The 24,693-nt window shown below is 68.5% G+C and carries 26 protein-coding genes and 1 tRNA gene; 12 read left to right on the top strand and 15 right to left on the bottom strand.

Annotation, left to right across the window (positions count from 1 at the left end):
- Positions 1-35: 35 nt before the first annotated feature.
- Together AB0N59_RS09770 and lysA are read right to left on the bottom strand one after the other, a co-directional pair.
- The gene (locus AB0N59_RS09770; RefSeq protein ID WP_363482204.1) at positions 36-1,352 is read right to left on the bottom strand and encodes a homoserine dehydrogenase; all 1,317 of its coding nucleotides are present in this window, start codon (positions 1,350-1,352) and stop codon (positions 36-38) included.
- 51 nt (positions 1,353-1,403) lie between these two features.
- Positions 1,404-2,795 carry a diaminopimelate decarboxylase gene (lysA, locus tag AB0N59_RS09765; RefSeq protein WP_363482201.1) on the bottom strand — a complete coding sequence of 464 codons (1,392 nt, stop codon included), beginning with the start codon at positions 2,793-2,795 and terminating at the stop codon, positions 1,404-1,406.
- A 126-nt stretch (positions 2,796-2,921) separates the two neighbouring features.
- Between lysA and AB0N59_RS09760 the strand changes: the two genes are divergently transcribed.
- The gene (locus tag AB0N59_RS09760) at positions 2,922-3,974 is read left to right on the top strand and encodes a YihY/virulence factor BrkB family protein (RefSeq protein WP_363482199.1); all 1,053 of its coding nucleotides are present in this window, start codon (positions 2,922-2,924) and stop codon (positions 3,972-3,974) included.
- Between the two features lie 3 nt (positions 3,975-3,977).
- Here the strand turns inward: AB0N59_RS09760 and AB0N59_RS09755 are convergent, their stop codons facing one another.
- From AB0N59_RS09755 to AB0N59_RS09745, 3 genes are read right to left on the bottom strand one after another with little or no spacing between them, the layout of a single operon-like run.
- Positions 3,978-4,745, bottom strand: coding sequence for a DUF2993 domain-containing protein (locus tag AB0N59_RS09755; protein ID WP_363482196.1), 768 nt, complete (start codon positions 4,743-4,745; stop codon positions 3,978-3,980).
- Between the two features lie 4 nt (positions 4,746-4,749).
- Entirely contained in the window at positions 4,750-6,411 is a 1,662-nt protein-coding gene (gene argS / locus AB0N59_RS09750) for an arginine--tRNA ligase (protein ID WP_363482193.1), read from the bottom strand.
- Positions 6,412-6,442: 31 nt separating this feature from the next.
- Complete coding sequence (locus AB0N59_RS09745) at positions 6,443-7,426, bottom strand: BadF/BadG/BcrA/BcrD ATPase family protein (protein ID WP_363482190.1); 984 nt, start codon at positions 7,424-7,426, stop codon at positions 6,443-6,445.
- Between the two features lie 109 nt (positions 7,427-7,535).
- On the opposite strand from AB0N59_RS09745, the gene AB0N59_RS09740 reads away from it, so the two are divergent.
- The 6 genes from AB0N59_RS09740 (at position 7,536) to AB0N59_RS09715 (ending at position 13,577) form a co-directional block, all read left to right on the top strand.
- Entirely contained in the window at positions 7,536-8,471 is a 936-nt protein-coding gene (locus tag AB0N59_RS09740; RefSeq protein ID WP_363482188.1) for a MurR/RpiR family transcriptional regulator, read from the top strand.
- Positions 8,468-9,220: an SIS domain-containing protein gene (locus AB0N59_RS09735; protein WP_363482185.1), complete on the top strand. Its 753-nt coding sequence runs from the start codon at positions 8,468-8,470 to the stop codon at positions 9,218-9,220. The genes AB0N59_RS09740 and AB0N59_RS09735 overlap by 4 nt, the downstream gene beginning before the upstream one ends.
- An 80-nt stretch (positions 9,221-9,300) precedes the next feature.
- A complete protein-coding gene (gene ngcE / locus AB0N59_RS09730) occupies positions 9,301-10,719 on the top strand; it encodes an N-acetylglucosamine/diacetylchitobiose ABC transporter substrate-binding protein (RefSeq protein WP_204976174.1) in 1,419 nt (472 codons plus the stop codon).
- A gap of 3 nt (positions 10,720-10,722) precedes the next feature.
- Complete coding sequence (locus tag AB0N59_RS09725) at positions 10,723-11,745, top strand: sugar ABC transporter permease (RefSeq protein WP_363482183.1); 1,023 nt, start codon at positions 10,723-10,725, stop codon at positions 11,743-11,745.
- On the top strand, positions 11,742-12,653 hold the full coding sequence (locus tag AB0N59_RS09720) for a carbohydrate ABC transporter permease (RefSeq protein ID WP_363482179.1): 912 nt from the start codon (positions 11,742-11,744) through the stop codon (positions 12,651-12,653). The genes AB0N59_RS09725 and AB0N59_RS09720 overlap by 4 nt, the downstream gene beginning before the upstream one ends.
- Before the next feature lie 129 nt (positions 12,654-12,782).
- Positions 12,783-13,577, top strand: coding sequence for an SGNH/GDSL hydrolase family protein (locus tag AB0N59_RS09715; protein ID WP_363482176.1), 795 nt, complete (start codon positions 12,783-12,785; stop codon positions 13,575-13,577).
- Here AB0N59_RS09715 and AB0N59_RS09710 read toward each other — a convergent pair whose 3' ends face one another.
- The 8 genes from AB0N59_RS09710 to AB0N59_RS09675 all read right to left on the bottom strand — a co-directional run bounded on the left by AB0N59_RS09710 (position 13,578) and on the right by AB0N59_RS09675 (position 18,103).
- A complete protein-coding gene (locus tag AB0N59_RS09710; RefSeq protein ID WP_363482173.1) occupies positions 13,578-14,108 on the bottom strand; it encodes a DUF488 domain-containing protein in 531 nt (176 codons plus the stop codon).
- Between the two features lie 3 nt (positions 14,109-14,111).
- Positions 14,112-14,327 carry a DUF2945 domain-containing protein gene (locus AB0N59_RS09705; RefSeq protein WP_363482170.1) on the bottom strand — a complete coding sequence of 72 codons (216 nt, stop codon included), beginning with the start codon at positions 14,325-14,327 and terminating at the stop codon, positions 14,112-14,114.
- 73 nt (positions 14,328-14,400) lie between these two features.
- A tRNA-Arg gene (locus AB0N59_RS09700) sits at positions 14,401-14,473 on the bottom strand.
- Positions 14,474-14,538: 65 nt separating this feature from the next.
- Positions 14,539-14,913, bottom strand: coding sequence for a hypothetical protein (locus AB0N59_RS09695; protein ID WP_363482167.1), 375 nt, complete (start codon positions 14,911-14,913; stop codon positions 14,539-14,541).
- Positions 14,914-14,919: 6 nt separating this feature from the next.
- Complete coding sequence (locus AB0N59_RS09690) at positions 14,920-15,528, bottom strand: hypothetical protein (protein ID WP_363482165.1); 609 nt, start codon at positions 15,526-15,528, stop codon at positions 14,920-14,922.
- An 87-nt stretch (positions 15,529-15,615) separates the two neighbouring features.
- Positions 15,616-16,482: a CPBP family intramembrane glutamic endopeptidase gene (locus AB0N59_RS09685; protein ID WP_363482162.1), complete on the bottom strand. Its 867-nt coding sequence runs from the start codon at positions 16,480-16,482 to the stop codon at positions 15,616-15,618.
- Entirely contained in the window at positions 16,479-17,204 is a 726-nt protein-coding gene (gene trmB, locus AB0N59_RS09680; RefSeq protein WP_363482159.1) for a tRNA (guanosine(46)-N7)-methyltransferase TrmB, read from the bottom strand. Before trmB ends, AB0N59_RS09685 begins: the two co-directional genes overlap by 4 nt.
- A gap of 59 nt (positions 17,205-17,263) precedes the next feature.
- Positions 17,264-18,103, bottom strand: coding sequence for a DUF3097 domain-containing protein (locus AB0N59_RS09675; protein WP_363482156.1), 840 nt, complete (start codon positions 18,101-18,103; stop codon positions 17,264-17,266).
- Between the two features lie 90 nt (positions 18,104-18,193).
- On the opposite strand from AB0N59_RS09675, the gene AB0N59_RS09670 reads away from it, so the two are divergent.
- From AB0N59_RS09670 to AB0N59_RS09655, 4 genes are all read left to right on the top strand, one after another.
- Complete coding sequence (locus tag AB0N59_RS09670) at positions 18,194-20,254, top strand: TPM domain-containing protein (RefSeq protein ID WP_363482153.1); 2,061 nt, start codon at positions 18,194-18,196, stop codon at positions 20,252-20,254.
- A 52-nt stretch (positions 20,255-20,306) separates the two neighbouring features.
- On the top strand, positions 20,307-21,047 hold the full coding sequence (locus AB0N59_RS09665) for a PspA/IM30 family protein (RefSeq protein ID WP_204976162.1): 741 nt from the start codon (positions 20,307-20,309) through the stop codon (positions 21,045-21,047).
- A gap of 61 nt (positions 21,048-21,108) precedes the next feature.
- Positions 21,109-21,915 (top strand): arginase family protein, encoded by an 807-nt coding sequence (locus AB0N59_RS09660; RefSeq protein WP_363482151.1) that lies wholly within the window; start codon positions 21,109-21,111, stop codon positions 21,913-21,915.
- Positions 21,912-22,394 carry a Fe-S oxidoreductase gene (locus AB0N59_RS09655; RefSeq protein ID WP_363482148.1) on the top strand — a complete coding sequence of 161 codons (483 nt, stop codon included), beginning with the start codon at positions 21,912-21,914 and terminating at the stop codon, positions 22,392-22,394. Before AB0N59_RS09660 ends, AB0N59_RS09655 begins: the two co-directional genes overlap by 4 nt.
- Here AB0N59_RS09655 and AB0N59_RS09650 read toward each other — a convergent pair.
- Together AB0N59_RS09650 and AB0N59_RS09645 are read right to left on the bottom strand one after the other, a co-directional pair.
- Positions 22,373-22,834 carry an SIP domain-containing protein gene (locus AB0N59_RS09650; protein WP_363482145.1) on the bottom strand — a complete coding sequence of 154 codons (462 nt, stop codon included), beginning with the start codon at positions 22,832-22,834 and terminating at the stop codon, positions 22,373-22,375. The two genes, AB0N59_RS09655 and AB0N59_RS09650, sit on opposite strands and share 22 nt — an antisense overlap.
- 50 nt (positions 22,835-22,884) lie before the next feature.
- Positions 22,885-23,589, bottom strand: coding sequence for a tyrosine-protein phosphatase (locus tag AB0N59_RS09645; RefSeq protein WP_363482142.1), 705 nt, complete (start codon positions 23,587-23,589; stop codon positions 22,885-22,887).
- 187 nt (positions 23,590-23,776) lie between these two features.
- Between AB0N59_RS09645 and AB0N59_RS09640 the strand changes: the two genes are divergently transcribed.
- On the top strand, positions 23,777-24,688 hold the full coding sequence (locus AB0N59_RS09640; protein WP_363482139.1) for an alpha/beta hydrolase: 912 nt from the start codon (positions 23,777-23,779) through the stop codon (positions 24,686-24,688).
- Positions 24,689-24,693 lie beyond the last annotated feature (5 nt).

The raw sequence follows: 24,693 nt of genomic DNA, 5'->3' as shown, positions 1-24,693 counted from the left end.
TGACCGGCTCAGCCGGTACGAGGGTCACTCCCACGTCACTCCCCCTCGACGCGCAGCACCGACACCACGCGCTCGACGACGTCGCTCGCCGCCAGACGGTCGACCGCAGCGCTCAGCGCATCGTCGGTCGCGCGGTGCGTGCCGATGATGAGCCGAGCGGTCTCGCCGTCGGCTCCGTCCTCTGCGGGGATGACGGTCTGCACGAGTGTCGCGACCGAGACGTCGCCGTCGCTGAGGAGACCCGCGATCGTGGCGAGCACGCCCGCCTCATCCGCCACCTCGAGGGTGATCTGGTATCGAGTGAGCACGTGCCCGATCGAGACGACGGGGAGGTTCGCGCGCGTCGATTCGCCGACGCCGGTGCCGCCCGCGATGTGGCGCCGCGCAGCCGACACCACGTCGCCCAGCACGGCGGAGGCTGTCTGCACCCCGCCGGCGCCCGCGCCGTAGAACATCAGCGAACCAGCCGCCTCCGCCTCGACGAACACCGCGTTGTTGGCTCCGTGCACAGCGCCGAGCGGGTGGTCGCGCGGGACGAGCGCCGGATACACGCGCACCGAGATGGACTCGTCGCCGCCGTTGCCGAGACGCTCGCACACCGCGAGCAGCTTGATGACGAATCCGGCTTCGCGTGCCTCTTCGATCATGTCGGCCGTGATCGTCGTGATGCCCTCGCGGTGCACGGCCTCGAGCGGCACAGCGGTGTGGAACGCGAGCGAAGCCAGGATCGCCGCCTTCTGCGCCGCGTCATACCCTTCGACGTCGGCGGTGGGATCGGCCTCGGCGTAGCCGAGACGCTGCGCGTCGGCGAGCACGTCGGCGAAGTCGGCGCCTTCGCCGTCCATGCGGTCGAGGATGTAGTTGGTCGTGCCGTTGACGATGCCCATGATCCGCACCACCCGGTCACCGGCGAGCGAATCGCGCAGCGGACGGATGATCGGGATGGCGCCCGCAGCGGCCGCCTCGTAGTACACGGACGCTCCGACGCGGCTCGCCGCGTCGAAGATCTCGGGACCGTGGGTGGCCAGCAGCGCCTTGTTCGCCGTGACCACGTCTGCGCCCGATCCGAGACCCAGCAGGATGTGCGAGCGTGCCGGCTCGATGCCTCCCATCAGCTCGATGACGATGTCGGCGCCGGTGATCAGCGTCTCGGCGTCGGTCGTGAACAGCTCACGGGGAAGGTCGACGTCGCGCGGCGCGTCGACATCGCGCACGGCGATTCCGGCGAGCTCGAGCCGGGCGCCGGCGCGGTCGGCGAGCTCGTCGCCGTGACGCAGCAGCAGCGACGCCACCTGCGAGCCCACGGCTCCGGCTCCCAGCAGCGCAACGCGAAGTCGTCGGTAGTCAGTCATCTGCGCTCCTCAGCACGTCGGATAGGGAGAGTTCGGGCCGAAGACGGCCGGTCACTGCGGGATGCCCGCGTCGCGCGCGAGCAGGTCGGCGATGGACTCGCCGCGGACGATGACCCGCGACACGCCGTCGGCGACGGCGACGATGGGCGGTCGGGGCACGTGGTTGTAATTGCTCGACAGCGGCGCGCAGTACGCCCCGGTCGCGGGGACGGCGAGCAGGTCGCCGGGAGTCAGGTCCTCAGGCAGGTACTCGTGATCGACCACGATGTCACCCGATTCGCAGTGCTTGCCGACGATGCGGACGAGCACGGGCTCGCCCGTTCCGGTTCGGGACGCCAGACGGGCCGAGTACTGCGCGCCGTAGAGTGCGGGACGGGCGTTGTCGCTCATGCCGCCGTCGACGCTGACGTAGCGACGCACCGCGCTGTCGAGCGTCACGTCCTTCGTCGTGCCGATCTCGTAGAGGGTGACGCCGGCGTTGCCGACGATCGCCCTGCCCGGCTCGAACGACAGATCGGGCAGCGCGATGCCGCGCGCCGCGCAGCCTTCAGCGACCGCCGACACGATCCCCTCGGCGAGGTCGCCGATCGGCGTCGGGTCGTCGACACGGGTGTACGCGATGCCGAAGCCGCCGCCGAGGTTCAGCTGGGGGATCTCGCCGCCCTCGAGCAGCTGCTGGTGCAGGTCGAGCACACGAGACGCGGACTCGCGGAAACCGGCGACCCCGAAGATCTGCGAGCCGATGTGGCAGTGCAGTCCGGTGAACACCAGACCATCCACCTCGCGGATGCGCGCGACGGCCGCGGCCGCGTGGTCGAGCGCGAAGCCGAACTTCTGATCCTCGTGCGCCGTCGCCAGGAAGTCGTGGGTCTCGGCGTGCACACCGCTGTTGACGCGCAGCATGACGCGCTGCGATGCACCCGTGCGGGAGACGATCGCCGCGAGACGCTCGATCTCGATGACGCTGTCGATCACGATGGTGCCGACGCCGACCTCCACCGCACGCTCGAGCTCGGCGACCGACTTGTTGTTGCCGTGGAAGCCCAGTCTTCCGGCATCCGCTCCCCCGGCGAGCGCCACCTCGAGCTCGCCGCCGGTGCAGACGTCGACGTTCAGCCCCTCATCCAGAACCCACCGCACGATCGACGTGTTCAGCAGCGCCTTGCCCGCGTAGTAGACGCGGGCCGACGTGCCGTGCGCGGTCGCCGCCCGCTCGAACGCGGCGCGCAGCACTGACGCTCGGCGGCGCACCTCTGTCTCGTCGATCACCTGCAGAGGCGTGCCATAGGTGCGGGCGAGCTCTGCGACACCGACACCGCCGATGCGCAGCTCGCCAGTGGCGTCGCGCTCTGCGGACTGCGGCCACACCGCCTCGACCAGGTCGTTGGCGTCGTCGGGAACGGACAGCCATCCGGGGGCGGGAGAGGAATCAGCGGAATGCACGCAGCACCAATCGGGTCACGGGGTCTCGCCGTGTCGGCGACGTCGCCCCTGATTCTAAGACACCTCCGAGTCAACCCCTGCTCACATTCCGATGGGCTGAATAGTGTGGAGAGGATGGAGAGGCCGATGAGTTCAGAAGCAGAGTCGACCGCGAAGCCGGCGCCGCAGGGATGGTTCGCGCGGACATCCGCGGACGTCATCCGGCGGCTGCTGCGATTCCGCATCGTCCGCGCCGCACTGCTGTACACCGGCAGGCGCGGCCCGATGCTCGCCGACGCCGTGACCTATCGCGCGCTCTTCAGCGTCTTCGCCGCGGTGCTGCTCGGGTTCTCCGCAGCCGCGCTCTGGCTGTCGCAGGACGCAGTCGCCTGGACCGCCGTGGTCTCTGCCGTCGACTCGGCCGTGCCAGGTCTCGTCAGCACCGACCAGGAGAAGGGGCTCATCGACCTGGACGAGATCACCGCGCCGGCCGGCCTGTCGGTAGCCGGCGTCATCTCGCTCGTGGGACTCATCGGATCGGCGCTGGGCGCCATCGGGTCGATGCGCAACGCGGTCCGCACGATCGCCGGCACCGAGTCGACCGACGTGGCGTGGTGGCTGGTGCTGCTGCGCAGCATCCTGCTCGCACTGATCATCGGCGGCGGCTTCGTCGGAGCGGCCGCACTCACGTTCGCCGGGGATGCGGTCGTGGGCTGGATGGCAGGACTCTTCGGCGTGCCGGACGACTCCCCCGCCGTGTTCTGGACGGTGCGGCTTCTCTCGCTGGTCATCGTGTTCGCCCTCGACGCACTTCTGATCGCCGCGGTGTACCGGATGCTGTCGGGCGTGCGCGCCTCGGGACGGGCCCTCTGGGGCGGCGCGCTCGTCGGCGCCGCGGGACTGCTGATCCTGCAGGAGCTGTCGGGGCTGTTCGTCGGCGGGGCGAAGTCGAACCCTCTGCTCGCCTCGTTCGCCTCGTTGCTGGCGCTGCTGCTCTGGCTGAACCTGTCGACGCAGGTGATCCTGCTCGCGAGTTCGCTCATCACCGTGTCGCACCGCGAGCAGGGCGACAGGGTGGCTGAGCGATTCGGCGCCGAGACGCTGCCCGAGTTCGCTCTGCGCCGGGCCGAGGATGACGTGCGCGCCGCCACCGCGACGCTGCGAGCGGCTCAGGAGGCCGTCGCCCCCGATCACCGCTGACCGTCAGGACCTCGGGCAGGTGCCGTTCTCGAGGAGGTTCTGGTCGACCGTGATCCGACCGTCGGCGGAGATGTCGGCCACAGCGCGGGTCCCCTCGATGCGCAGCCCGGTGAGGGTGATGCCCTCGGGCAGCCGGTCGGCGATGCACACGCGCTGCGGCTGCGTGATGGTGTCCCCTGCCGAGCCGATCATGCCCGACACCGCGTCGAGGTCGACGTCCATCCCGTTCAGCGACAGCGACACGGGCGTCAGCAGCAGGTCTCCGTCTTCTGCGCCGGGGGTGACGGTGATCCCGACCGGGATCTGCCGACCGAACAGCTCGACCTCGCCTTCGACGGTCGCGTTGGGCGCTGAGAGCGCAATCCGCGTGACCGGCAGCTGTGCCGAGTCGAGCAGCAAGCTGAACTCATCCTGATCGATCGAGACCGTGCCCTTCGCTGCCCCCAGCGCGCCGCCGCTGACGGGCACGTCGGTGGCTGTGACACGGGCGGACCCGCTGATCCCTCCCACCGTCACCTCATCTGAGGCGAGTCTCACCTCGCCCAGGGTTCCGGCGATCAGCTGCGGGAGCATCATGCCGGGAACCTGCACGTCGAGCTGCTGATCAGCAGGAAGGTCGAGGTTGTCTATCACGAGCGAGCGAACAGTGCTCGGCACGACTGAGCGGGCGATGAACTCGGCCGCCACCACGAGTGCCGCCAGAACGAGCACGATGACGAGCACGACCCACGGCCAGCGCGCCCTGCGCCGCTCGGCGAATGCGCTCGTCATGCGGTCACATCCTTTCGGGAGCCGAGACCCCGAGCAGGTCGAGCCCGTTGCGCAGCACCTGTCCTGTGGCGTCGTTCAGCCACAGCCTCGTGCGGTGCACCGTCTCGATCGGGTCATCTCCCTTGGGGATCACGCGGCAGTTGTCGTACCAGCGGTGGTAGAGCCCCGCGAGTTCTTCCAGGTAGCGGGCGATGCGGTGCGGTTCGCGCACCTCGGCGGCGAACGCCACGAGCCGCGGGAACTCCTGCAGAGCACCGAGCAGCGCGCTCTCGGTCTCGTGGGTCAGCAGCTCGGGGGCGAACTCCGAACGGTCGACGCCGGAGTCTGCGGCGTTGCGGGAGACGTTATGGGTGCGCGCGTGGGCGTACTGCACGTAGAACACGGGATTGTCGTTGGTGCGCTTCTGCAGCAGCTCGGGATCGAGATCGAGCGGCGAGTCGGCGGGTGAACGCTCGAGCGCGTACCGCAGCGCATCGGTGCCGATCCACGATCGAAGGTCGTCCATCTCGATGATGTTGCCCGCGCGCTTCGACAGGCGGGCGCCCCGCACGGAGACGAGCTGGCCGATCAGCACCTCGATGTTCTTCTCGGGGTCCTCTCCCGCCGCGCCCGCGACCGCCTTGAGGCGGTGCACGTAGCCGTGGTGGTCGGCCCCGAGAAGATAGATCTTGTTCTGGAAGCCGCGGTCACCCTTGTTCAGGTAATAGGCCGCGTCGGCCGCGAAGTACGTGTACTCGCCGTTCGAGCGCCGGATCACGCGATCCTTGTCGTCACCGAAATCGGTCGTGCGCACCCACACGGCGCCCTCTTCGTCGAAGACGTGACCCTGTGCACGCAGACGCTCGACCGCCTGGTCGACGAGGCTGGGACCCTCGGAGTCGGCATGCAGCGTGCGCTCGGAGAACCACACGTCGAAGGGCACGTTGAAGGCGTCGAGGGATGCCTTGATCTCGGCGAGCTGGTACTCGTATGCCTGATCCCGGGCGACCACGAGCTGCTCTTCCTCGGGCAGGTCGAGCAGGCCGGGGTGGGCGGCGAGCACGCGCTGCGCGAGCTCGGCGATGTAGGCGCCGGGATAGCCGTCCTCGGGGGTCGGCTCGCCCTTCACCGCAGCGAGCACCGAACGCGCGAAGCGCTCCATCTGAGCGCCCGCGTCGTTGATGTAGTACTCGCGCACCGCCTCGGCGCCGCTCGCGAGCAGCAGGCGCACGATCGAGTCGCCGAGCGCCGCCCAGCGGGTGTGCCCGATGTGCAGCGGGCCGGTGGGGTTGGCGGAGACGAACTCGACGTTCACCGAGACGCCCGCCTGCGAGGCGTTGGTGCCGTAGGCGGAGCCCTGGTCGACGATGGTCTTCGCAAGGGCGCCAGCCGCGCCCGCCTCGAGACGGATGTTGATGAAGCCCGGGCCGGCGATCTCGACCCCGGCGACGCCGTCGGACTGCGCCAGTCCGTCGGCGATGCGCTGGGCCAGGTCGCGGGGGTTCGTTCCGAGCCGCTTGGCGAGGCGCATCGCGATGTTCGTGGACCAGTCGCCGTGGTCGCGGTTGCGCGGACGCTCCAGCACGATGTCCGCTGCCTGGAGCCCGAGCTGCTCGTCCGGTCGCAGCGAGACCGCGATCGGGTCGAGGACGGCGAGGACTGCGGCGGAGAGGGCTTCAGGGTTCATAGACGGTCAAGTCTACGGCTCGCCCGAACCTCTACCGGAACGCCGCCACCGACTCGGTCAGGCGCGCGAGCACGGCGTCGTCCGCAGCGCCTCCGGCTGCGCGGACGGCGAGCACCGCGGCACCGACGGCACCGTCGCTGACGGATCTCAGATCCAGGCTCTCGCCGGCGGCCCCGAGTCGAGCAAGGAACGCGTCGCGCACCGGACCGGAGCGGGTCAGGACGCTGCCGCCGATCACGACCGGCCCCGGACCCGCCAGCACCGCCGAGAGCGTGTCGGCCAGGTGCGCTCCCGCCGAGGCGAGGATGCCGTGCGCGACGGCGTCGTCCACGTCGAAGGCGTACGGGGCGAGACCGGCGAGCTCGATCGGCGGATGCCCGTACAGCCGGCCGATCAGCTCTTCGAGCTCGAGCTGACGACCGTCCGTGCGCACCGCGGTCCGCGCGAGCTCGTAATGCGCGAGCACGCGATCCGTGAGAGCGGTGGCGGGCCCTGTGCCGTCGAGATCCTGCACCGCGGCGCGCGCGATCGCATGCCCGATCCAGAATCCGCTGCCGCGGTCGCCGAGCAGCCATCCGAGGCCATCGCCTGCGCCATCGATGCGGCCGTCCTGCACGCGGATGACGCACGCGCCCGTGCCAGAGACCAGCGCGTAGCCGAGCGGAGCCGCCGCACCGCTGAAGTACGCCGCGAGCAGGTCGGACTCGAACAGGAGAGTGCCGCGGAATCCTTCGGGGGCGAGTCGCTGCATGAGCCAGTCGCCGCCGCCGGATGCCCGCATGCCGGCCATGGCAGGGACGATGACGTCGATGTCGGCGAGATCGCGCCCGGTGATCGCCAGGGCACCGCGGATCGCATCGAGGACGCCGGCCGCGGCTCGGTCGGGGCCGGCCGAGATGGGGTTTCCTCGTCCCCCGACGCCATAGCCGAGGCAGCGTCCGGTGTGGTCTGTGAGCACAGCCCGGGTCGAGGTGCCCCCGGCGTCGACGCCGACGAGCAGCGGTTCGTGATTCATTTGTGATCTTGTCCTGTTTGACGTTTTCGTCGCGTGAGAATAGTTTTCATTGCAACGGAGATCGCCGGGCGAGATTTCTCACCCGGTACCGCGGAAGAAGTTGGAGGCAATGGTGCCACGGACCCGGGACATCGGCAACGGCCTGACGATCGCACGGCGCATCGCAGACCGTCGACGCGCGATGCCCGCCGCGATGAGCAAGATCGCCGACGTGGTCACCGAGCACCCCGCCGCCCCCGTCGAGCTGACCATCACCGAGCTCGCAGACCGCGCAGGAACCTCCGCCGCGACCGTCACCCGGTTCTGCCGCGCACTCGGCTTCGACGGCTACACGCAGTTCCGCGTCGGGGTCGCATCGGAGATCGGCCGCGGCGACGCGGACGAGAGCTGGCAGGCCGACATGGGCCGCGAGCTGAGCGCATCGGACGAGCCGGGAAAGGTGCTCAACACGCTGCTGTCACTGCACGTCGAGAGCCTGCAGAGCACAGCCACCCGACTCGACCTCGACTCGGTGCTGCGCGCCGCCGATGCGATCACAGCAGCCCGCCACGTCGACATCTACGGCGTCGGCGGCAGCGGCGTCATGGCTCGCGAGTTCCAGGGACGTCTGTACCGGATCGGGGTCAACGCTCACAGCTGGTCCGACGTGCACGACGGCCTCACGAGCGCCGTGCTGCAGGACCAGTCGTCGGTCGCGATCGGCATATCGAGCACCGGCCGCACCGAGGAGACCGTGCAGATGCTCTCCCAGGCGCACTCCGCAGGCGCCTTCACCGTGGCGATCACCCACGACGCCGAGTCGCCTCTGGCCGCTCTCGCCGACATCTCGCTCGCCACAGCCGAGCCGACGGCCTATCTGCGCCCCGACGATCTCTCGGTGAAGCACTCGCAGCTGCTCGTGCTCGATCTGCTCTACGTGCTCGCCGCGCAGCAGACGTTCGGCGTCGCGTCGACGCGACTCGCCGCCAGCGCGATGGCCGTCGCCCCGCACCGACGCGCACCGCGTACCACCAAGCCCGCCCCCGGCCCCCAGGAGAACCGATGAGCGCCACCCCTACCGCGCTGCTGCATGAAGCGACGACCCGTCTCGAACGCCTGGCCGCCGACGCCGAGCACGGCGCCCTCGACCCCGCGATCGCGCTCATGGTCGACGCGCTAGACCGCGGCGGAGTCCTGCACGCCTTCGGCACCGGGCACTCCGAGGCCTTCGCGATGGAGATCGCTGGCCGCGCCGGAGGCCTCATCCCCACCAACCGCTTCGCCCTCCGTGACATCGTCATGCACGGCGACCGCGACGTCGAGGTGCTCACCGGCTCTCTCGAGAGGGAGCCATGGGTCGTCGACGAGCTGATGGCGACAGTGCCCGTGAACGAGCACGACGTGTTCCTCATCGCCTCCAACTCCGGTGTGAACGGCTCCATCGTCGGCACTGCGCTCTGGGCGAAGGAGCGCGGACACTCCGTCATCGCCGTCACCAGTCTCGAGCACACTGCCCGGGTCGAGCCGAAGCACCCGAGCGGCAGGCGCCTCAGCGAGGTCGCCGACGTCGTGATCGACAACCTCGCGCCGTACGGCGACGCCACCCTCGAGGTCGCCGACGGCATCGGCGCTGGCGCGATCTCGTCGATCACCGCCGCATTCATCGCGCAGCTGCTGACGCTCGGCGTCGCGCGCACGATCGCGGACCGCGGCGAGACCCCACCGATGTACATCTCCGCCAACATCCCCGGCGGCGATGAGCACAACTCCGTCCTTGAGGACCGCTACGCGGGCCGAATGCGACGGGGAGCTTGACCTCCGAGCTCGACCTGGGTTCCTGAGCTCGTCACGGACCCGACCCTGAACACCGATCAATCACTACGGAAGGTAATGAGATGGACCTCAACGAAGCATCCATCAGCCGTCGCAACCTGCTGCGCGGCGCAGCCGCTGCAGCGATCCTGCTGCCGTTCGGCGCGACCCTCGCCTCGTGCGCGGCGCCGGGCGGCGGAGGCGGCGGAAACACCGGCGGCGGAGAGAAGAGCGCCGACAACCCGTTCGGCGTCGCAGCGAACGCCAAGGTCGACGCGGTCATCTTCGACGGCGGCTACGGCATCGACTACGTCGAGAGCGCCGCGAAGATCATGGAGGGCAACAAGAACCTCGACGGCGTGTCCGTCAAGGTCTCGTCGTCCACGAAGATCGCGCAGGAGCTGCAGCCCCGTTTCGTCGGCGGCAACCCGCCGGACCTCATCGACAACTCGGGTGCCAACTCGATCGGATGGAACACCATCCTCGAGCAGCTCGAGGAGCTCGACGACGTGCTCGACTCCGAGAACCTCGAGGGCGAGAAGATCCGCGACACGCTCTTCGGCGGCGTCGAGGCGCCCGGTACGTTCGACGGCCGCTTCGTCGCGCTGAACTACGTCATGACCGTCTACGGCATCTGGTACTCGTCGAGCCTGTTCGAGGAGAACGGCTGGGACGTCCCCACCTCGTGGCAGGACCTCAAGGCGCTCGGCGAGAAGGCGAAGGCCAAGGGCAAGTACCTCTTCCTCTGGGGCAAGGAGGCGGCGACCTACTACCAGACCATGGTCGTCGACTCTGCTGTCATCCAGGCCGGTGACGACTTCCGTCTGCCGCTCGAGAACCTCGACCCGAAGGCATGGTCGCACCCGGCCGTGCAGGGCATCCTCGAGATCCTGCACGACCTCATCAAGTCGGGCTACGTCAAGCCCGGCGGTGGCGGCACGCAGTTCACGCAGGCGCAGTCGCAGTGGAGCCTCGACCAGGAGGCACTGCTGTACCCGTCGGGCTCGTGGATCGAGAACGAGATGAAGAAGACGACGGCCGACAACTTCAAGATGAAGGGCATCGCCGAACTTCCCCTCGACGACAAGCAGACCACGCCGAAGGGCACCATGCGCGCCGAGGCCGGCGAGCCGTTCATCGTTCCGTCCAAGGCGAAGAACCCGGCCGGCGGCAAGGAGCTGCTGCGCACGATGCTGTCGAAGGAGTCCGCCACGGCGTTCGCCAAGGCGAAGCTCGCTCCGACCATCGTCAAGGACACCGTTCCTGCCGATGGGTTCGGTTCGACCGCTCTCGTGTCGCAGTCGGAGCTGCTGGCGTCGGCCGGCGAGAACGTCTTCACCATCAAGTCGTTCAACCTGTACGGCATGAACTCCGACCAGCTGCCCATCTGGAACTCGTTCCTCGACGGCAAGATGACGGTCGCCGAGATCACGAAGCAGCTGCAGGCGCTGACCGACAAGATCGCCAACGACAGCTCGGTCACGAAGATCGAGATCAAGTGACCCATGAGTAATTCCACCGTCAGCGGTGGACCGGGGTTGGAGACAGCCGCGGTCGTCGCGGCCGAGGCGGGGCGACGCAGGTCGCTCCGCCTCGGCGGGCGCAAGCTGACATTCGACTATGTCTCCTTCCTCCTGGTCTTCCTGGGGCTCCCGCTGGCGATCTTCCTGATCTTCGTGATCTCGCCGTTCGCTCAGGCGCTGTACTATGCGTCGACGAACTGGACGGGATTCTCGGACACGATGGACTTCGTCGGCGTCGACAACTACGTGAGGCTGCTGAACGATCCCACCTTCCTGCAGGCGATGCGCAACAACATCGTGCTCGCGCTGGTGGTGCCGCTGATCACCATCGTGATCGCCCTGATCTTCGCGAGCATGATCACCGTCGGCGGACCGAGTCACGGTCAGGTGCGCGGGCTGAAGGGCTCGAGCTTCTACCGGGTGATCTCGTTCTTCCCGTACGTGATCCCCGCGATCGTCATCGCGATCCTCTGGAACATGATCTACACGCCCAGCGGCGGCCTGCTGAACGGCGTGCTCGGCCTCTTCGGCGTCACGGAGCAGCCCTCCTGGCTCGGCGACGAGCGCACCGCCATGGGCGCCACGATCTTCGTGATCGTGTGGAGCATGGTGGGCTTCTACATGATCCTGTTCATCGCCGCGATCAAGGGCATCCCTGCTGAGACGCTCGAGGCGGCTCGCATCGACGGAGCCGGACGCTGGCGCACCGTCACGTCGATCCTGCTGCCGCAGATCCGCGACAACGTGCAGACGGCATACATCTACCTCGGCATCATGGCGCTCGACGCCTTCGTCTACATGGCGGGCCTGAACTCGACCGGCGGCCCCGGCAACAGCACCCTGGTCATGAGCCAGTACCTGTACCGCACCGCCTTCGAGAAGGGCCAGTTCGGTCTCGCCACGGCCATGGGAGTGGTGCTCGCCATCATCACGCTCCTGTTCGCAGCGCTGATCATCGGCGTGTTCCGCCTCATCGGCGGCAAGGACGAAGGAGGACGCTCATGAGCACCGACACCCGCGCCGCCGTGACCGTGAACCGTCGCAGCTCGACGCCGCGCCCGCCCCAGGTGGGGGTCCAGTCGACAGCCGGCGACAAAGCCGTCGGCATCACCTCGCACGTCGTGATGGCGATCTGGTCGCTCGTCGTGATCCTGCCGATGCTGTGGACGCTGCTCGGCTCCTTCAAGACCACGAAGGAGATCTTCGCGTCACCGTTCGGGCTGCCCGAGAACTGGAACTTCGACAACTACATCAGCGCGTGGGTCGAGAACAACTTCGGCGGGATGTTCCTCAACACGGTCATCGTCGTCGGCGTCGCGCTGGTGTCGGTGATGATCCTCGGCGCCATGTGCGCCTATGTGCTGGCCCGGTTCTCGGTGCCAGGCAGCAGGATCATCTACTACCTGATGCTGGCCGGGCTCACCTTCCCGGTCTTCCTCGCGATCGTCCCGCTGTTCATGATCCTGCAGAACATGCAGCTTCTCGGGTCGCTGTTCGGCCTGATCATCACCTACGTGGCCTTCGCCCTGCCGTTCACCGTGTTCTTCCTCTTCTCGTTCTTCAAGTCCCTGTCGTACGAGATCCAGGAAGCCGCGTACATGGACGGTGCGAGCGAGTGGCGCACGTTCTTCACGGTGATGCTGCCGATGGCCAAGCCCGGGATGGCCGCGGTCGCGATCATGAACTTCCTCGGACTGTGGAACCAGTTCCTTCTCCCGGTCGCCTTGAACCCGGAGAAGGACAACTGGGTGCTGTCGCAGGGTATGGCCGCCTATGCCTCATCGGCCGGCTACGCCCTCGACTTCGGCCAGATGTTCGCCGCGGTGATGATCACGATCATCCCGGTGCTGATCGTGTACGTGCTCTTCCAGCGACAGCTGCAGGGTTCGGTGGCTCAGGGCACCTCCAAGTAGCATCCGCTCTCCGATCGCCCCCTCCCGCTTCGGCGCGAGGGGGCGATCGTCGTCTCAGGAGGCCTGAGCGTTGTCGCACTGTGACCTGTCCGGATCTCAGCATCCGGCGCGGTCGCTTACGCTCTTCTCATGACCTTGCTCCCGCCGACCCGACGGCGCCGCACGGCCCTCGCGATCGCGGGCGCGCTCGCGGTGGCGACCTCCGTCACCCTGGGCATCGCCCGTCCCTGGCTGCCACCCGCAGAGACCGCCCCGGTCGCCGCGGCCGAGAACGGCATCTCTCCGGCCGCCCTGACTCTTCCCGACGACCCCGAGGTTCTGATCTTCGGCGACTCATGGACGTACGGCTCGGCCGCGACCGTGCCCACCGACGGATACGCCTACCGGCTCGCCCGGCTGATCGACGGAGACACCGTCGTGCGCGGAGTCCGCGGCAGCGGGTACCAGAAGCCGGGCATCGACGGTCCCGACTTCCTCACGCGCGTCGCCGCGCTGGAGAAGTGGATCGACCCCGACCTGATCATCCTCCAGGGGTCGATCAACGATCGCCGGTCGGATGCTGCGGCCTATCCGGCCGCCGTCAACGCGGTGTGGGATGCCGTGGTCGCGAAGTACCCAGAGACGCCGGTCGTCATCCTGGGACCCGCACCGCATGAGCTGCCGGTGGGGGCGGCGACGGCACGCATCGACCGCGATCTCGGCAGTCTCGCCGCGTCGCGGGGCTGGTGGTACATCTCCCCCGTGCAGGAGAACTGGATCACCGAGGCGAACTACCTGCAGCTGATCGACGTGGGCGCGGGGCGCAAGCACCCCACCGACGCGGGCCACGCCTACCTCGCCGACAAGGTCGCGGGCGCGCTCGAACGCTTCACCACAGCCCCTGTGACCGCGGCCGACGGCGCGAAGCCCAAGCCCGCCAAGTGATCATTCCCGCGGTGGATACTCCACCGCACCGTCCTTCACCACGGCCCCGGGGGTGAGCGCAGCCTCGCTCACCCCACCACCGGGCATGAGGTGGCCGACGGCGATGCCGCGCGCCAGCAGGCTGTCGGCGATGATGCGGCGATGGCAGCGCCACCAGACCGCTTCCGAGCACATGACGGCCACCCGCCCCGTCGTGGCGTCAGCCAGGGCGAGCAGCTGGGTGATCCCCGCTGCGAACTCCTCGCCCATCGCGTAGTCGGCGTAGTTGTGGAAGCTGCGGTTGCGCCACAGCGCGTTGACCTCGTCCGGCACGTCGCGCTGCACGTTCCTCCGTCCGCCCAGCTGCTCGATGCGCCTGTAGCCGATGCCCTGGGGAGGCAGCGAGGCGGTGAGCGCATCCTCGTTGAACCAGGGGTACCTGTTCGAGCCCGGCAGCCGGCGCACGTCGGCCAGGGCACCCACTTCGGCATGCGAGAGCAGCTCCGCGAACTCGTCGAAGGGATGCGTCGAGTGACCGACTGTGAGGATCAACGCTCAGTCCTTCAGAAGGGTCAGGGCACTCCCCTTGTGCGCTGCGACATGGTCGGTCTTGTCGCTCTTGACTTCGTACTGCGGCTCGTCGGCGTCTGCTCGGCGGGTGCGGCCCATGAACTCGAAATCGGCCGTGTGCACCTTCGTGATCCGTCCGCGCACCCGGCCTGCCTCGGAGTTCCAGCTGACGTGGTCTCCGACCTCGTATCTTCTCGTCATCCGGCGTTCCTCTCGATCATCGAGCTGCCGGAAACGAGAGAAGACCGCCCCATGGGCGGTCTTCTGATGAGTGTGCCCCCGACAGGAATCGAACCTGCGACCTACGGTACCGGAAACCGGCGCTCTATCCGCTGAGCTACGGAGGCGTACCGGTCGAGCCTACCAGTTGCGCGGCCCGTCCAATGCACGATGGGAGCCCTCAGCGCGTCGCTCAGTCGTCGGCGAACAGGGCGGTCGCGGCGTCGATCTCGTCGTCGGTGGGGATGCGCGGCTCGTAGTCGCGCTCGCGCACGTGTGCGAGGAAGTCGGGGTCGGGTGCGACACCGTAGTTCTGCACGTAATAGGTGACGGGGCCGGTCCAGACGAACTCCCCGTCGGTTCTGATCGTGAGCGGAACGACAGGTGCATCGTCCGCCAGCACGTCGATGCCGCGTGCGGTGGTGTGCATCACGACGGCGCCCGATTCGAGATAGGCGCCGATGCGCTCGGCCTCTTCCGGCGACAGCCGCTCCTCGTTCAGCGGGGGCCGCGGCAGAGACGGGCTCTGCACCCAGTCCGGCTGGAACACCGATACTTCTCTGACCATCTGCGCTCATTCTCCCTTCGGCTGGAACAGCACCCAGGTGCCGTTGTGCGGCTTGACCGGACGACCCGTCACCGGGTCGATGTCCGTCACGAAGGGCTCGCCGTTCCTTCGCGACCACACCGGCTTCGTCGGCGCAGTCACGTCGACACCGAGGTGGTTCGACAGCTGCTGGGCGAACCCGTCGGGATCTGCGCCGGTGTGGCACGAGAACAAGCGTATCGGCGTCTCGCCGTCCCAATCGGTGCGCTTCTTCACGAGCGCGGCGAACTGCTCGGCGTCGAGCATGTTCCCGTCGGCACCCTGCACCTGGTTCGGTGCTCCGTGCAGGTCGAGCACGTACTCGCCCTTGTAGGCGGGCACGTCGGATGAGAACTCTCGGTCCTTCTCCGGCAGGAAATGCCAGCCGACGTCGGTCTTCTCGCCTCTGCGCAGCTTTCGGTCTTTGAGCCAGCCGCGCGACACGGCATCGAGGTCGTCGATGTCGCGCACCTCGCGGACGACGGTGTCCATATGGTCACCGAGGTTGTCTGCGAGATGGTGCAGACGCATGCGGGCATGCCCCATGCCGTGCATCACGGCCTGCCGCATCTCGCGGATCACCGGCTTGATCGACATGCGCCCTCCTCCATCTGAGCCGAGATCGAGGCTATCGATCGCCGTCGAGGGCCGCGATGGGCAGTCCTGCCCATGCTGCGCAGGACATCAGACGAGGAAGAACAGGAGCATGCCGGGGTTGTGTGCGTGCACGAGCACCGCGAACACGACCGCGTCGAAGAGCAGGTGCACGGTGACGACGTAGGCGAGCGAGTGGGTCCGCAGGAAGATCCAGCCCTGCAGCAGCGCGAAGGGGATGGTGAGCAGAGGCCCCCAGGCCCGGTAGCCGAGCTCCCAGAGGAACGAGACGAACACGATCATCTGCAGCACGTTCGCGTTGACGGCCGACATGTGCCGGCGCAGCAGGGCGAAGACCGTGCAGATGAAGAACAGCTCGTCCCATATGCCGACCGCTCCGACGCCCACGAACAGTCGCGCGATCAGCGACGGAGTGTCGACGACCGGCCAGTTCTGGTACACGCCGCTCGTGATGAAGTAGTAGGGCAGGATGAGCCACCCGAGCACCAGCACGGCGAACAGCCAGGCCCACTGCCAGCGCGTCCATCGCCTGTGCGTTCGCCACGGAAACGAGATCGCGCGGTCGCGGAACACGAAGCGCGAGAGCAGATAGGGCACGATCACCGCGCCGCCGAGCGCCAGCGTGAAGCGCAGCATCGACAGGTCGTCGAGCTTCGCCTCGAGCGATATCGCGTGCACGATCACCATGCCGATGCCGATCAGCGACAGGTCTCGGGACAGCGAGGGCGCACGTCGCTCACCGACCGCCCGATCCGGGCGCGTTCCGGCGAAGGCGGTCACCGTGCGCTCCGCGCCGCGCTCGACCAGCGCCGCCGCGCCGATGCCGACCGCGAGCAGCAGCCATCCGACCCACGTCCAGCCGAGCACGAAGAAGGCCGGCGCAGCCGCGCAGACGAGCGCGGCGGGCGGGATGCTGTGCCAGGTGGTCTTCGTCACACCCGGGGCACCCGACGATAGGTGAGGTCACGGATCTCGCGTCCCTTGCTGATGCCTTTGCGCTCGAAGGCGGTCATGACCCGGCCGTCGAAGCGCTCGGCCCACTCACCCTCGAAGGCGCGCTCGAACTCCGGGGCGTCGTCGAGCACCTCGCGCATCTGCAGCGCGTAGTCCTCCCAGTCGGTCGCCAGGCGCAGCAGACCGCCATCGGCGACAGCCCGCGCCGCGGTCGCCGGGAAACCCGGTCGGATCAGCCGCCGCTTGGTGTGGCGCTTCTTGTGCCACGGGTCTGAGAAGAAGATCCATACCTCGGCCGCCGAGCCTTCGGGAAGGTACGTCGAGAGCACCTCCGGTGCGTTCGCCTCGATCAGGCGCAGGTTGCGGACGCCCGCATTGTCGGCGTCGAGCATCGTGCGCGCCAGTCCTGCCCTGAAGACCTCGACCGCGAGGAAGTCGGTCTCCGGCGCTGCGGACGCGGCGGCGATGATCGCATGCCCCTGGCCAGACCCGATCTCGACGATGAGCGGCGCCGTGCGGCCGTACTCGGCCGCCACGTCGAGTCGAGCGTCGGGATGCACCGAGGTGAACGCCACGTCGCGGGGCACGTCGAGCAGGTAGAAGGGTGCGTGCTCCTCGAACGCCCGCTCCTGGCCCTCCGACATGCGGCCGCTGCGGCGGACGAACGAGACGGGCTCATCACGGAAGGTGCGGGGTTCAGGCATCCCTTCAGGATACCGGGGCTGTCTGCTCGACCCCACCGGTACGCCCCGGGACCGGCCGCTCATCGCCGCGGCTCGGTGACGAAGTCGATCAGCTCCTCGACGCGGCCGAGCAGCGCCGGTTCGAGGTCGCGGTAGGTGGTGACACGAGACAGGATCCGCTTCCACGCGTGGGCGATGTCGGCCTGGTCTTCGGCCGGCCAGCCGAACGCCCGGCAGATGCCCGTCTTCCAGTCGGTGCCGCGCGGAATCGTCGGCCAGGCGCGGATGCCCATGGCGGCCGGTGTGACGCACTGCCAGACGTCGATGTACGGGTGCCCCACGATCTTCAGGTGCCGCCCGTGCGGTCCGCGCATGATCTGCTCGACGATGCGCGTCTCCTTGGAACCAGGCACGAGGTGGTCGACCAGCACGCCGTAGCGTCTCGTGGTCGACGGCGGGGACTCGGCGAGCAGCTCGTCGAGCAGGTCGAGGCCTTTCAGATACTCGACGACGACGCCCTCGACTCGCAGATCTGCGCCCCACACCTTCTCGACGAGTTCAGCGTCATGACGCCCTTCGACGAGGATGCGGCTGGGCAGCGCGGTGCGCGCGAGGCTGTCTGCGACAGCGAAGGAGCCGGATGCCGTGCGGCGCGGCCCATTCTGCTTGGTGGCCGGCACGACGAGCTTCACCGGTCTGCCATCGATCATGAACCCGCCGCCCAGCGGGAAGCTGCGCCGACGGCCCTTCCAGTCCTCGAGCTCGACCATCCCGGCCTCCACCCGGGTGACCGCGCCGCAGTAGCCGTCCTGTGCGACCTCGACGACGAGATCCTTCTCGGCGGCGACCTCGGGCGTCTTGGCGACGCCGCGCTGCCGCCAGCCGTCTGCGAGCACGTCTGAGCCGTACATGTCGTCCATGCCTTCCAGCGTATGCGTCTGCGCTGAGGGCGAACGGCGAACCCGCCGCCGGTGCTGTCGCCGTCAGGGCCCAGTGCATAGACTCGTCCCATGGGGGCACGGCTGCCGGTCGGAGGGATCACTATGAGGAATCGGTGGCTGACTGCGGCCGCACTGCTGCTGGCCGTGACCGCGAGCATCGCCACCGCTTCGGTGGCCTCCGCGACGGATCCGCTCCAGCTCGACCCCGGCCACGTCACAGACCACGCAGATGTGCTGTCGTCCTCGGAGGAGGATGCCGTCGAGACTCGCCTCGAGCAGCTGGCGCAGAACTCCTCGTCCGACCTGTTCATCGTGTTCGTCGACGAGTTCACCTCGCCGTCCGACCGCGTCGCCTGGGCGGATGAGGTCGCTACAGCCAACAATCTGGGACCTGAGCAGTACCTGCTGGCCGTCGCAGTCGAGCAGCGCGCGTACTACATCTCCGCAGCCTCCGGCGGCCCGCTCAGCGACGGCAGACTCGATGACATCGAGCAGAAGATCCAGCCGCTCCTCGGCCAGGAGGACTGGGACGGCGCGGTGCTGCTCGCCGCGGACGAGATCGAGGGAGACGGCGGCGCAGGGCTCATGCGGGGCGTGCTGATCTTCGTCGGCATCGCCGCCGCGATCGCCGTGGTCTGGCTGGTGATCCGCTACACCGCGAGGCGGCGTCGTGAAGCAGCCATCCGCGCCCGCGGAGCCATGCCCGAGCATCCGGATCCGGAGGACCCGTTCTCCACACTGACCGACGACCAGGTGCAGACCCAGGCCGGCTCCGCCATCGTGCGTGCCGACGACGCGATCACCTCGAGCCGAGAGGAGCTCGGCTTCGCGATCGCCCAGTTCGGCGAAGAGGCGACGGCCGGGTTCACCGAGGTGATCGAGGCCGCGAAGGTGAAGATGGCAGAGGCGTTCGACCTCAAGCAGAAACTCGACGACGAGGTCGAGGACTCCGTGCACGACCGCCGGGCATGGCACATCCGCATCATCGGCCTCTGCGATGAGATCGACGAGATGCTCGACGAGAACACCGAGGCCTTCGACGCGCTGCGCGCGCTGCAGCAGAACGCCCCGCAGGAGCTCGAGCGGGTACGCCGTGAGCGCGCGGCCGTGGATGGCGTCCTCGCGCCCGCGGCAGACGCTCTCACCGCGCTGGCGGGCGAATACGACGACCAGGCCCTTGCGACCGTCATCGACAACCCCGTCCAAGCGCGGGAGCGAGTGGCGCTCGCCGATCGCTCGATCGAGGCGGCCACGGCGGCGATCGCCACCGGTGAGACGGGGCGAGCGGCCTTCGCGATCCGCACCGCGGAACAGGCGGTCGCTCAGGCCGGTCAGCTGTCCACGGCGATCACGTCCCTCGGCGCTCAGCTCGCCGACGCCGAGCGCCGATCGCGCACGCTGCTGGTCGAGCTGCAGAACGATCTCACCACCGCGAGGCAGCTGCCCGACCCCGATGGATCCGTCACGGCGGTCGTGTCGTCGGTCGACGCGCAGGTGCGGCAGGCAGAGAGCAGTCTCACCGGTGAGCGCCGAAGCCCGCAGAGGGCGCTGGATGCCCTGACCGCCGCGAACACGCAGATCGATGCGGCGATCGCCCAGGCACGCGAACGCGCCGAGAATGCCCGCCGTCAGAGTCAGCTGCTCGTGCAGACCATCAACCAGGCAGCTATGGAGATCGGGTCGACGCGGCAGTTCATCGAGACCAGGCGGGGCACGATCGGCCCCGAGGCCAGGACGCGCCTGGCGCAGGCCGAGGTCGCGCTCGATCGGGCGATCGCTCTGCAGCCCGCCGACGAGCCGGCGGCGCTCGCTGAGGCGAATCGCGCCCTCCAGCTCATCCGCCAGGCCGGTGGTCAGGCCCGCAACGACGTCGAGATGTATCAGACTCCCCGCATCCAGTACGACGACAGGGGCTGGGACGGCGGCCTGTTCGGCGGCGGTTCACGCTCGCGTGCCGACTCCGGACTGGCCGGTGACATCCTGGGCGGCATCATCGGCGGTCTGCTCTCCGGAGGCGGCGGCTCGTCGCGCGGCGGTGGCTGGCGCTCGAGCGGCGGCGGAGGCTTCCGCAGCTCCGGTTTCGGCGGCGGCGGCGGACGCAGCGGACGCAGCGGAGGTGGCCGTTTCTGATCTCCCGCATTGACAACCCTGACACGCTTCTCCCCTGACGAAAGGAACCACAATGGCCAAGGAATCCATCTTCGGACGTATCTCGACCCTCGTCCGTGCGAACATCAACTCCCTCCTCGACCAAGCCGAGGACCCGCAGAAGATGATCGACCAGCTCGTGCGCGATTACACGAACAACATCGCCGACGCGGAGTCGGCCATCGCCGAGACCATCGGCAATCTGCGACTTCTCGAGCGCGACCACGAAGAGGATGTCCGTGCTGCACGCGAGTGGGGCAACAAGGCGCTCGCTGCCAGCCGCAAGGCAGACGAGCTGCGCGCGGCCGGCAACACCACCGACGCCGACAAGTTCGACAGCCTCGCGAAGATCGCGCTGCAGCGCCAGATCGGCGAGGAGCGCGAAGCACAGGCTGCCGAGCCCCAGATCGCCGCTCAGACCGAGATCGTCGAGAAGCTCAAGGGTGGCCTCAACGGCATGAAGGAGAAGCTCGGCCAGCTCAAGACGAAGCGCAGCGAGCTGCTGGCCCGCGCCAAGGTCGCCGAGGCGCAGACCAAGGTCCAGGACGCGATCGGCTCGATCAACGTGCTCGACCCCACCAGCGAGCTGGGCCGGTTCGAAGACAAGATCCGTCGCCAGGAGGCTCTTGCGCAGGGCAAGGCCGAGATCGCGGCCTCGTCGCTCGACGCGCAGTTCGAGAGCCTCGAAGACCTGGGCGAGCTGACCGAGGTCGAGGCACGCCTCGCCGAGCTGAAGTCCGGCGGAACCTCGCGCGCAGCCCTCGAAGCAGAGTGAGTTCCCGCGGGGTGGATGCCGTCGCCCGGCATCCACCCCGCCTTCTCCCCCCGGAGAGACCATGACCAGATTCCTCATCGTCCCGCAGTGGCAGGGCTCGCCTTCGGCTCGGGCCATGCTGCTCACCGACGGCGCCGCAGCGATCGCCGGCGACCTGCCGCGCCGCGACACCACCCTGCTCGATGTGCCCCTCGAAGCCGGGGACTCCCTGGGTACCGGTATCCGCCGTCTGAGCGCGCTGCTGCGCACGCGCGAGATGGTGGCCGACGAGGTCGCCGCTGCGGATGGGCCGATGATCGTCGTCGGCGGCGACTGCAGCGTCAGCGTCTTCGCACTGTCAGCTCTCGACACGACTGACCTGGCGGTGCTCTGGTGCGACGCGCATCCCGACCTCAATGAGCCCGCCACCTCTCCCTCCGGTGCTTTCGCCGGCATGGCGCTGCGTGCGCTGATGGGCGAAGGCGAACCGCAGCTGGTGCTCTCCCCCGGCATCCCGGCAGGGCGCGTCGTCCTGCTCGGGGCTCGAAGCATCGATCCAGCCGAGCAGGATGCCCTCGACGGGGTCACTCAGCTGGCGCCCGCTGCGCTGGACGATGCGGGGGCCGTCGCGGCAGCCGTCCGCGCGACCGGGGCGAGCCGCGTCTGGGTTCACATCGACGTCGACGTGCTCGACCCCGCCGAGTTCGAGGGCGTGTCCGAAGCGGCGCCGTTCGGCGTCAGCGCCTCCGGTCTCGCTGCAGCCCTGAAGGTCCTCCGCGACGAGGTGCCGCTGGCCGGCGCCACCATCGCCGGGTTCGCGCCCCGCAGCCCAGCCGACGCCGTTCTCGACCTCGGCGCCATCCTGCGCCTGATCGGCGCGGTGGCATGAGCGACGACTGGCACCCTCAGGCTGAGCGAGCTCTCGAGCGCGGCCGCAGGGTCGACCGTGTGATCCCGTCGGTGCTGCTGGACTCGCCCATCAGTCGTGTCGGCTTCTGGTGGGGCACGGCCGTCGGCTGGGTGTGGGGTTCGCTCTGGAGCACGGGCGCAGTGGAGCGGCGACAAGGACTCTGGGTGTTCCGAGGACTGCCGAACTGGTCGTACGCCCGAGGCGGCGTCTGTGTCGGAGCCTGCTTCCTCACCGGCGACCGCGAGCCGTCCGACGCCGTTCTCAGGCACGAAGCCGTGCACAGACGCCAATGGCAGCGCTACGGCTTTCTCATGCCCCTGCTGTATCTGTTCGCGGGGCGCGATCCCCTGCGCAACAGGTTCGAGGTCGAGGCGGGCCTCGAGGACGGCGGCTATGTGCCGCGTGCGGCACATCGCGACACCCGCGGGAGCGTCACTCAGTCGAGCGACAGGCCGTAGCTCGCCGGCGCGTGGATGGCTTCTGCCGGCACGCCGTGCGCAGCCGTGAGGTGCTCGGCGATGTCCGCTGTGCTCAGCCAGCCGCCGAGGAGGATGACCTCGGTGCGCAGCCCGTGTGCGGAGTCATCGCACAGCATCTCGTCGGACCAGGCGACGGCGGCACGGGTGAGCGCATCGCCGACCGCACGCGGCGCTGCCTGACGCCGGGCGCGCGGAAGCCACGTGACGGTCATGCGGGGCGGAGCCACGACGACGCCGACGTCGGACTGCTCGGGGACCTCGATGAAGACGCGGCCCACAGCGCACATCGGCAGCGTGGCGAGGGCCAGCTCGAGATCGGCGAGCGAGTGCTCGTCAGCCGTGATGAGATGCTGCACCTGCGGACGACGGGAGGCCCGGCGTGCGGCGCGGCTGCCTGCGGACGTCTGCGTGGTGCTCATGATGCGTCCACTCTACCACCGATGTAGGGTTGCCTAACCTCAGTGGCTCATCATTCGAGCAGGGCTGACGACAGGGCATCCAGCTCTGCCCTGTTCATCCCCGCAGCGATGAGATAGTCGGCGACCGAGCCGTAGCGCTCATCGATGTCGGCGAGCAGCGCAGCCATGACCGGCGCCGGCGACTCGGTCGCGAGCTGCACGGCGTTCGTCGCATCGGGGAGGTGGGCGCGCAGGTACTGCACGATCGCGCGGTTGCGTTCGGGCGGCAGCTGCGAAGCGGTGAGCGCGTAGTCGGCGATCACAGCATCCCGATCGGCACCGACGCCACCGAGCGCGAGAGCGACCGTGACTCCGGTGCGGTCCTTGCCCACCGTGCAGTGCACAAGGGTCGGCTCGCCGGCCGCGATCACACGCACCGCGTCGACCAGCCTCGACGCCGACTCGTCGATGAGATGGCGATACATCGCCGCGAGATCCATGTTCTGCGCGAAGAAGGATCCGACCGATCCGAGGAACAGCGGGATACGGGTCGTGCGCACCCCTGCGAGCGCGGAGGGCTCCCGCTCGACCTCGACGTCATCCCGCAGATCGACCACGTGTCGTACGCGCTCGCACAGCAGCGCACTGCCTCGCGGGGTCACCTGAGCGAGGTGACCCGAGCGCAGCAGGACGCCGGAGCGCACGCGCGATGAGCCGGCGCGCATACCACCGACGTCGCGCACATTGGCGACGCCGTCGACGTCGAGGACGGTCATGCGCGTCCTCGATTCCGCAGCTTTCCCATGAGTCCAGCCTATGTCCGGTCTGACATCAGAGCGACAGGAGCGCAAATTCGAATTGCTAAGCATTACGCGCGTAGCTTGAGCAGATCTGCCCACGATTACGGCGAAAGACGCGCAACTTGCTCCCGCATTTCCTGTGTCGGCGCCATCAGAGCAGAATATGGCCGTGGTCCAAGACGACAGCGAGTTCCGCTACCTGCCCATCCAGGCGCAGGCCCTCGGCACCCCTGTGCCCTCCGCAGAGCGCATCGCTCTCACCCTGCCCGACGGCCGCGTGCTCAGCGCCCTGCTGTTCGGCCACGGCGAGCCGGAGGTGACGCTGCTGCACGGTGCCGGGCTCAACGCGCACACCTGGGACGCTGTCGCGCTGCTCATCGGACGACCGGTGCTCGCCATCGATCTCGCCGGACACGGCGACTCGTCGTGGCGCGACGACCTCGACTACTCCCCCGCCCTCCTCGCCGACGACGTCGCCCACGCGATGACGGCGCGGACATCACGTCCGCAGGTGCTCATCGGGCACTCGCTGGGCGGCCTGACCGCATCGATCGTCGCGTCCGAGCATCCGGAACTCGTGCGCGAGCTGGTGCTGGTCGACATCGTCCCCGGACTCGACACCGACGCTGCTCCCGCGATCCTCAGAGACTTCTACGCGGTCACCGACTTCGCCTCGCGGGACGACGCCACTGACCGCGCACAGGCGTTCGGATTCGGCGGCAGCCGACCGGACACCGAACGAGGCGTGTTCTTCAACACGAGAGTGCGCGCCGACGGTCGGGTCGAGTGGAAGCATCACTTCGCTCACATCATCGGCTCGGCCTTCGACTCGCTCAAGGCGGCGCATGCGGCATCCGGCACCGACCCGTGGACGCCGCTGGAGTCCGTCTCCGTGCCCGTCACGCTCGTCCGCGCAGAGCGTGGCTTCCTCCAGGATGCCGATGTCGCAGCCTTCACGGAGCACCTGCCAGAGGCGACCGTCGTCACGGTCGACGCGGGCCACAACGTGCAGGAGACAGCACCCGCCGCACTCGCCGCCATCGCCACCGGCGCACTGATCCGCGGAACGCGCTGACGGCG

The sequence above is a fragment of the Microbacterium sp. NPDC089321 genome (assembly GCF_040684935.1).
Lineage (GTDB): Bacteria > Actinomycetota > Actinomycetes > Actinomycetales > Microbacteriaceae > Microbacterium.
The sequence above is the reverse complement of the archived record's forward strand: the minus strand, read 5'-3'. Positions and strand labels throughout refer to the sequence as shown.

Coding starts and splice junctions, on each gene's coding strand:
- AB0N59_RS09640 (WP_363482139.1), top strand. CDS start 23,777: ATGGCCGTGGTCCAAGACGACAGCGAGTTCCGCTACCTGCCCATCCAG.
- AB0N59_RS09690 (WP_363482165.1), bottom strand. CDS start 15,528: ATGTCGATCAAGCCGGTGATCCGCGAGATGCGGCAGGCCGTGATGCAC.
- AB0N59_RS09655 (WP_363482148.1), top strand. CDS start 21,912: ATGAGCGACGACTGGCACCCTCAGGCTGAGCGAGCTCTCGAGCGCGGC.
- AB0N59_RS09715 (WP_363482176.1), top strand. CDS start 12,783: ATGACCTTGCTCCCGCCGACCCGACGGCGCCGCACGGCCCTCGCGATC.
- AB0N59_RS09770 (WP_363482204.1), bottom strand. CDS start 1,352: ATGACTGACTACCGACGACTTCGCGTTGCGCTGCTGGGAGCCGGAGCC.
- AB0N59_RS09695 (WP_363482167.1), bottom strand. CDS start 14,913: ATGGTCAGAGAAGTATCGGTGTTCCAGCCGGACTGGGTGCAGAGCCCG.
- AB0N59_RS09675 (WP_363482156.1), bottom strand. CDS start 18,103: ATGGACGACATGTACGGCTCAGACGTGCTCGCAGACGGCTGGCGGCAG.
- AB0N59_RS09720 (WP_363482179.1), top strand. CDS start 11,742: ATGAGCACCGACACCCGCGCCGCCGTGACCGTGAACCGTCGCAGCTCG.
- AB0N59_RS09760 (WP_363482199.1), top strand. CDS start 2,922: ATGAGTTCAGAAGCAGAGTCGACCGCGAAGCCGGCGCCGCAGGGATGG.
- AB0N59_RS09645 (WP_363482142.1), bottom strand. CDS start 23,589: ATGACCGTCCTCGACGTCGACGGCGTCGCCAATGTGCGCGACGTCGGT.
- ngcE (WP_204976174.1), top strand. CDS start 9,301: ATGGACCTCAACGAAGCATCCATCAGCCGTCGCAACCTGCTGCGCGGC.
- AB0N59_RS09725 (WP_363482183.1), top strand. CDS start 10,723: ATGAGTAATTCCACCGTCAGCGGTGGACCGGGGTTGGAGACAGCCGCG.
- AB0N59_RS09745 (WP_363482190.1), bottom strand. CDS start 7,426: ATGAATCACGAACCGCTGCTCGTCGGCGTCGACGCCGGGGGCACCTCG.
- AB0N59_RS09670 (WP_363482153.1), top strand. CDS start 18,194: ATGGGGGCACGGCTGCCGGTCGGAGGGATCACTATGAGGAATCGGTGG.
- argS (WP_363482193.1), bottom strand. CDS start 6,411: ATGAACCCTGAAGCCCTCTCCGCCGCAGTCCTCGCCGTCCTCGACCCG.
- AB0N59_RS09660 (WP_363482151.1), top strand. CDS start 21,109: ATGACCAGATTCCTCATCGTCCCGCAGTGGCAGGGCTCGCCTTCGGCT.
- AB0N59_RS09665 (WP_204976162.1), top strand. CDS start 20,307: ATGGCCAAGGAATCCATCTTCGGACGTATCTCGACCCTCGTCCGTGCG.
- AB0N59_RS09650 (WP_363482145.1), bottom strand. CDS start 22,834: ATGAGCACCACGCAGACGTCCGCAGGCAGCCGCGCCGCACGCCGGGCC.
- AB0N59_RS09740 (WP_363482188.1), top strand. CDS start 7,536: ATGGTGCCACGGACCCGGGACATCGGCAACGGCCTGACGATCGCACGG.
- AB0N59_RS09755 (WP_363482196.1), bottom strand. CDS start 4,745: ATGACGAGCGCATTCGCCGAGCGGCGCAGGGCGCGCTGGCCGTGGGTC.
- AB0N59_RS09735 (WP_363482185.1), top strand. CDS start 8,468: ATGAGCGCCACCCCTACCGCGCTGCTGCATGAAGCGACGACCCGTCTC.
- AB0N59_RS09705 (WP_363482170.1), bottom strand. CDS start 14,327: ATGACGAGAAGATACGAGGTCGGAGACCACGTCAGCTGGAACTCCGAG.
- trmB (WP_363482159.1), bottom strand. CDS start 17,204: ATGCCTGAACCCCGCACCTTCCGTGATGAGCCCGTCTCGTTCGTCCGC.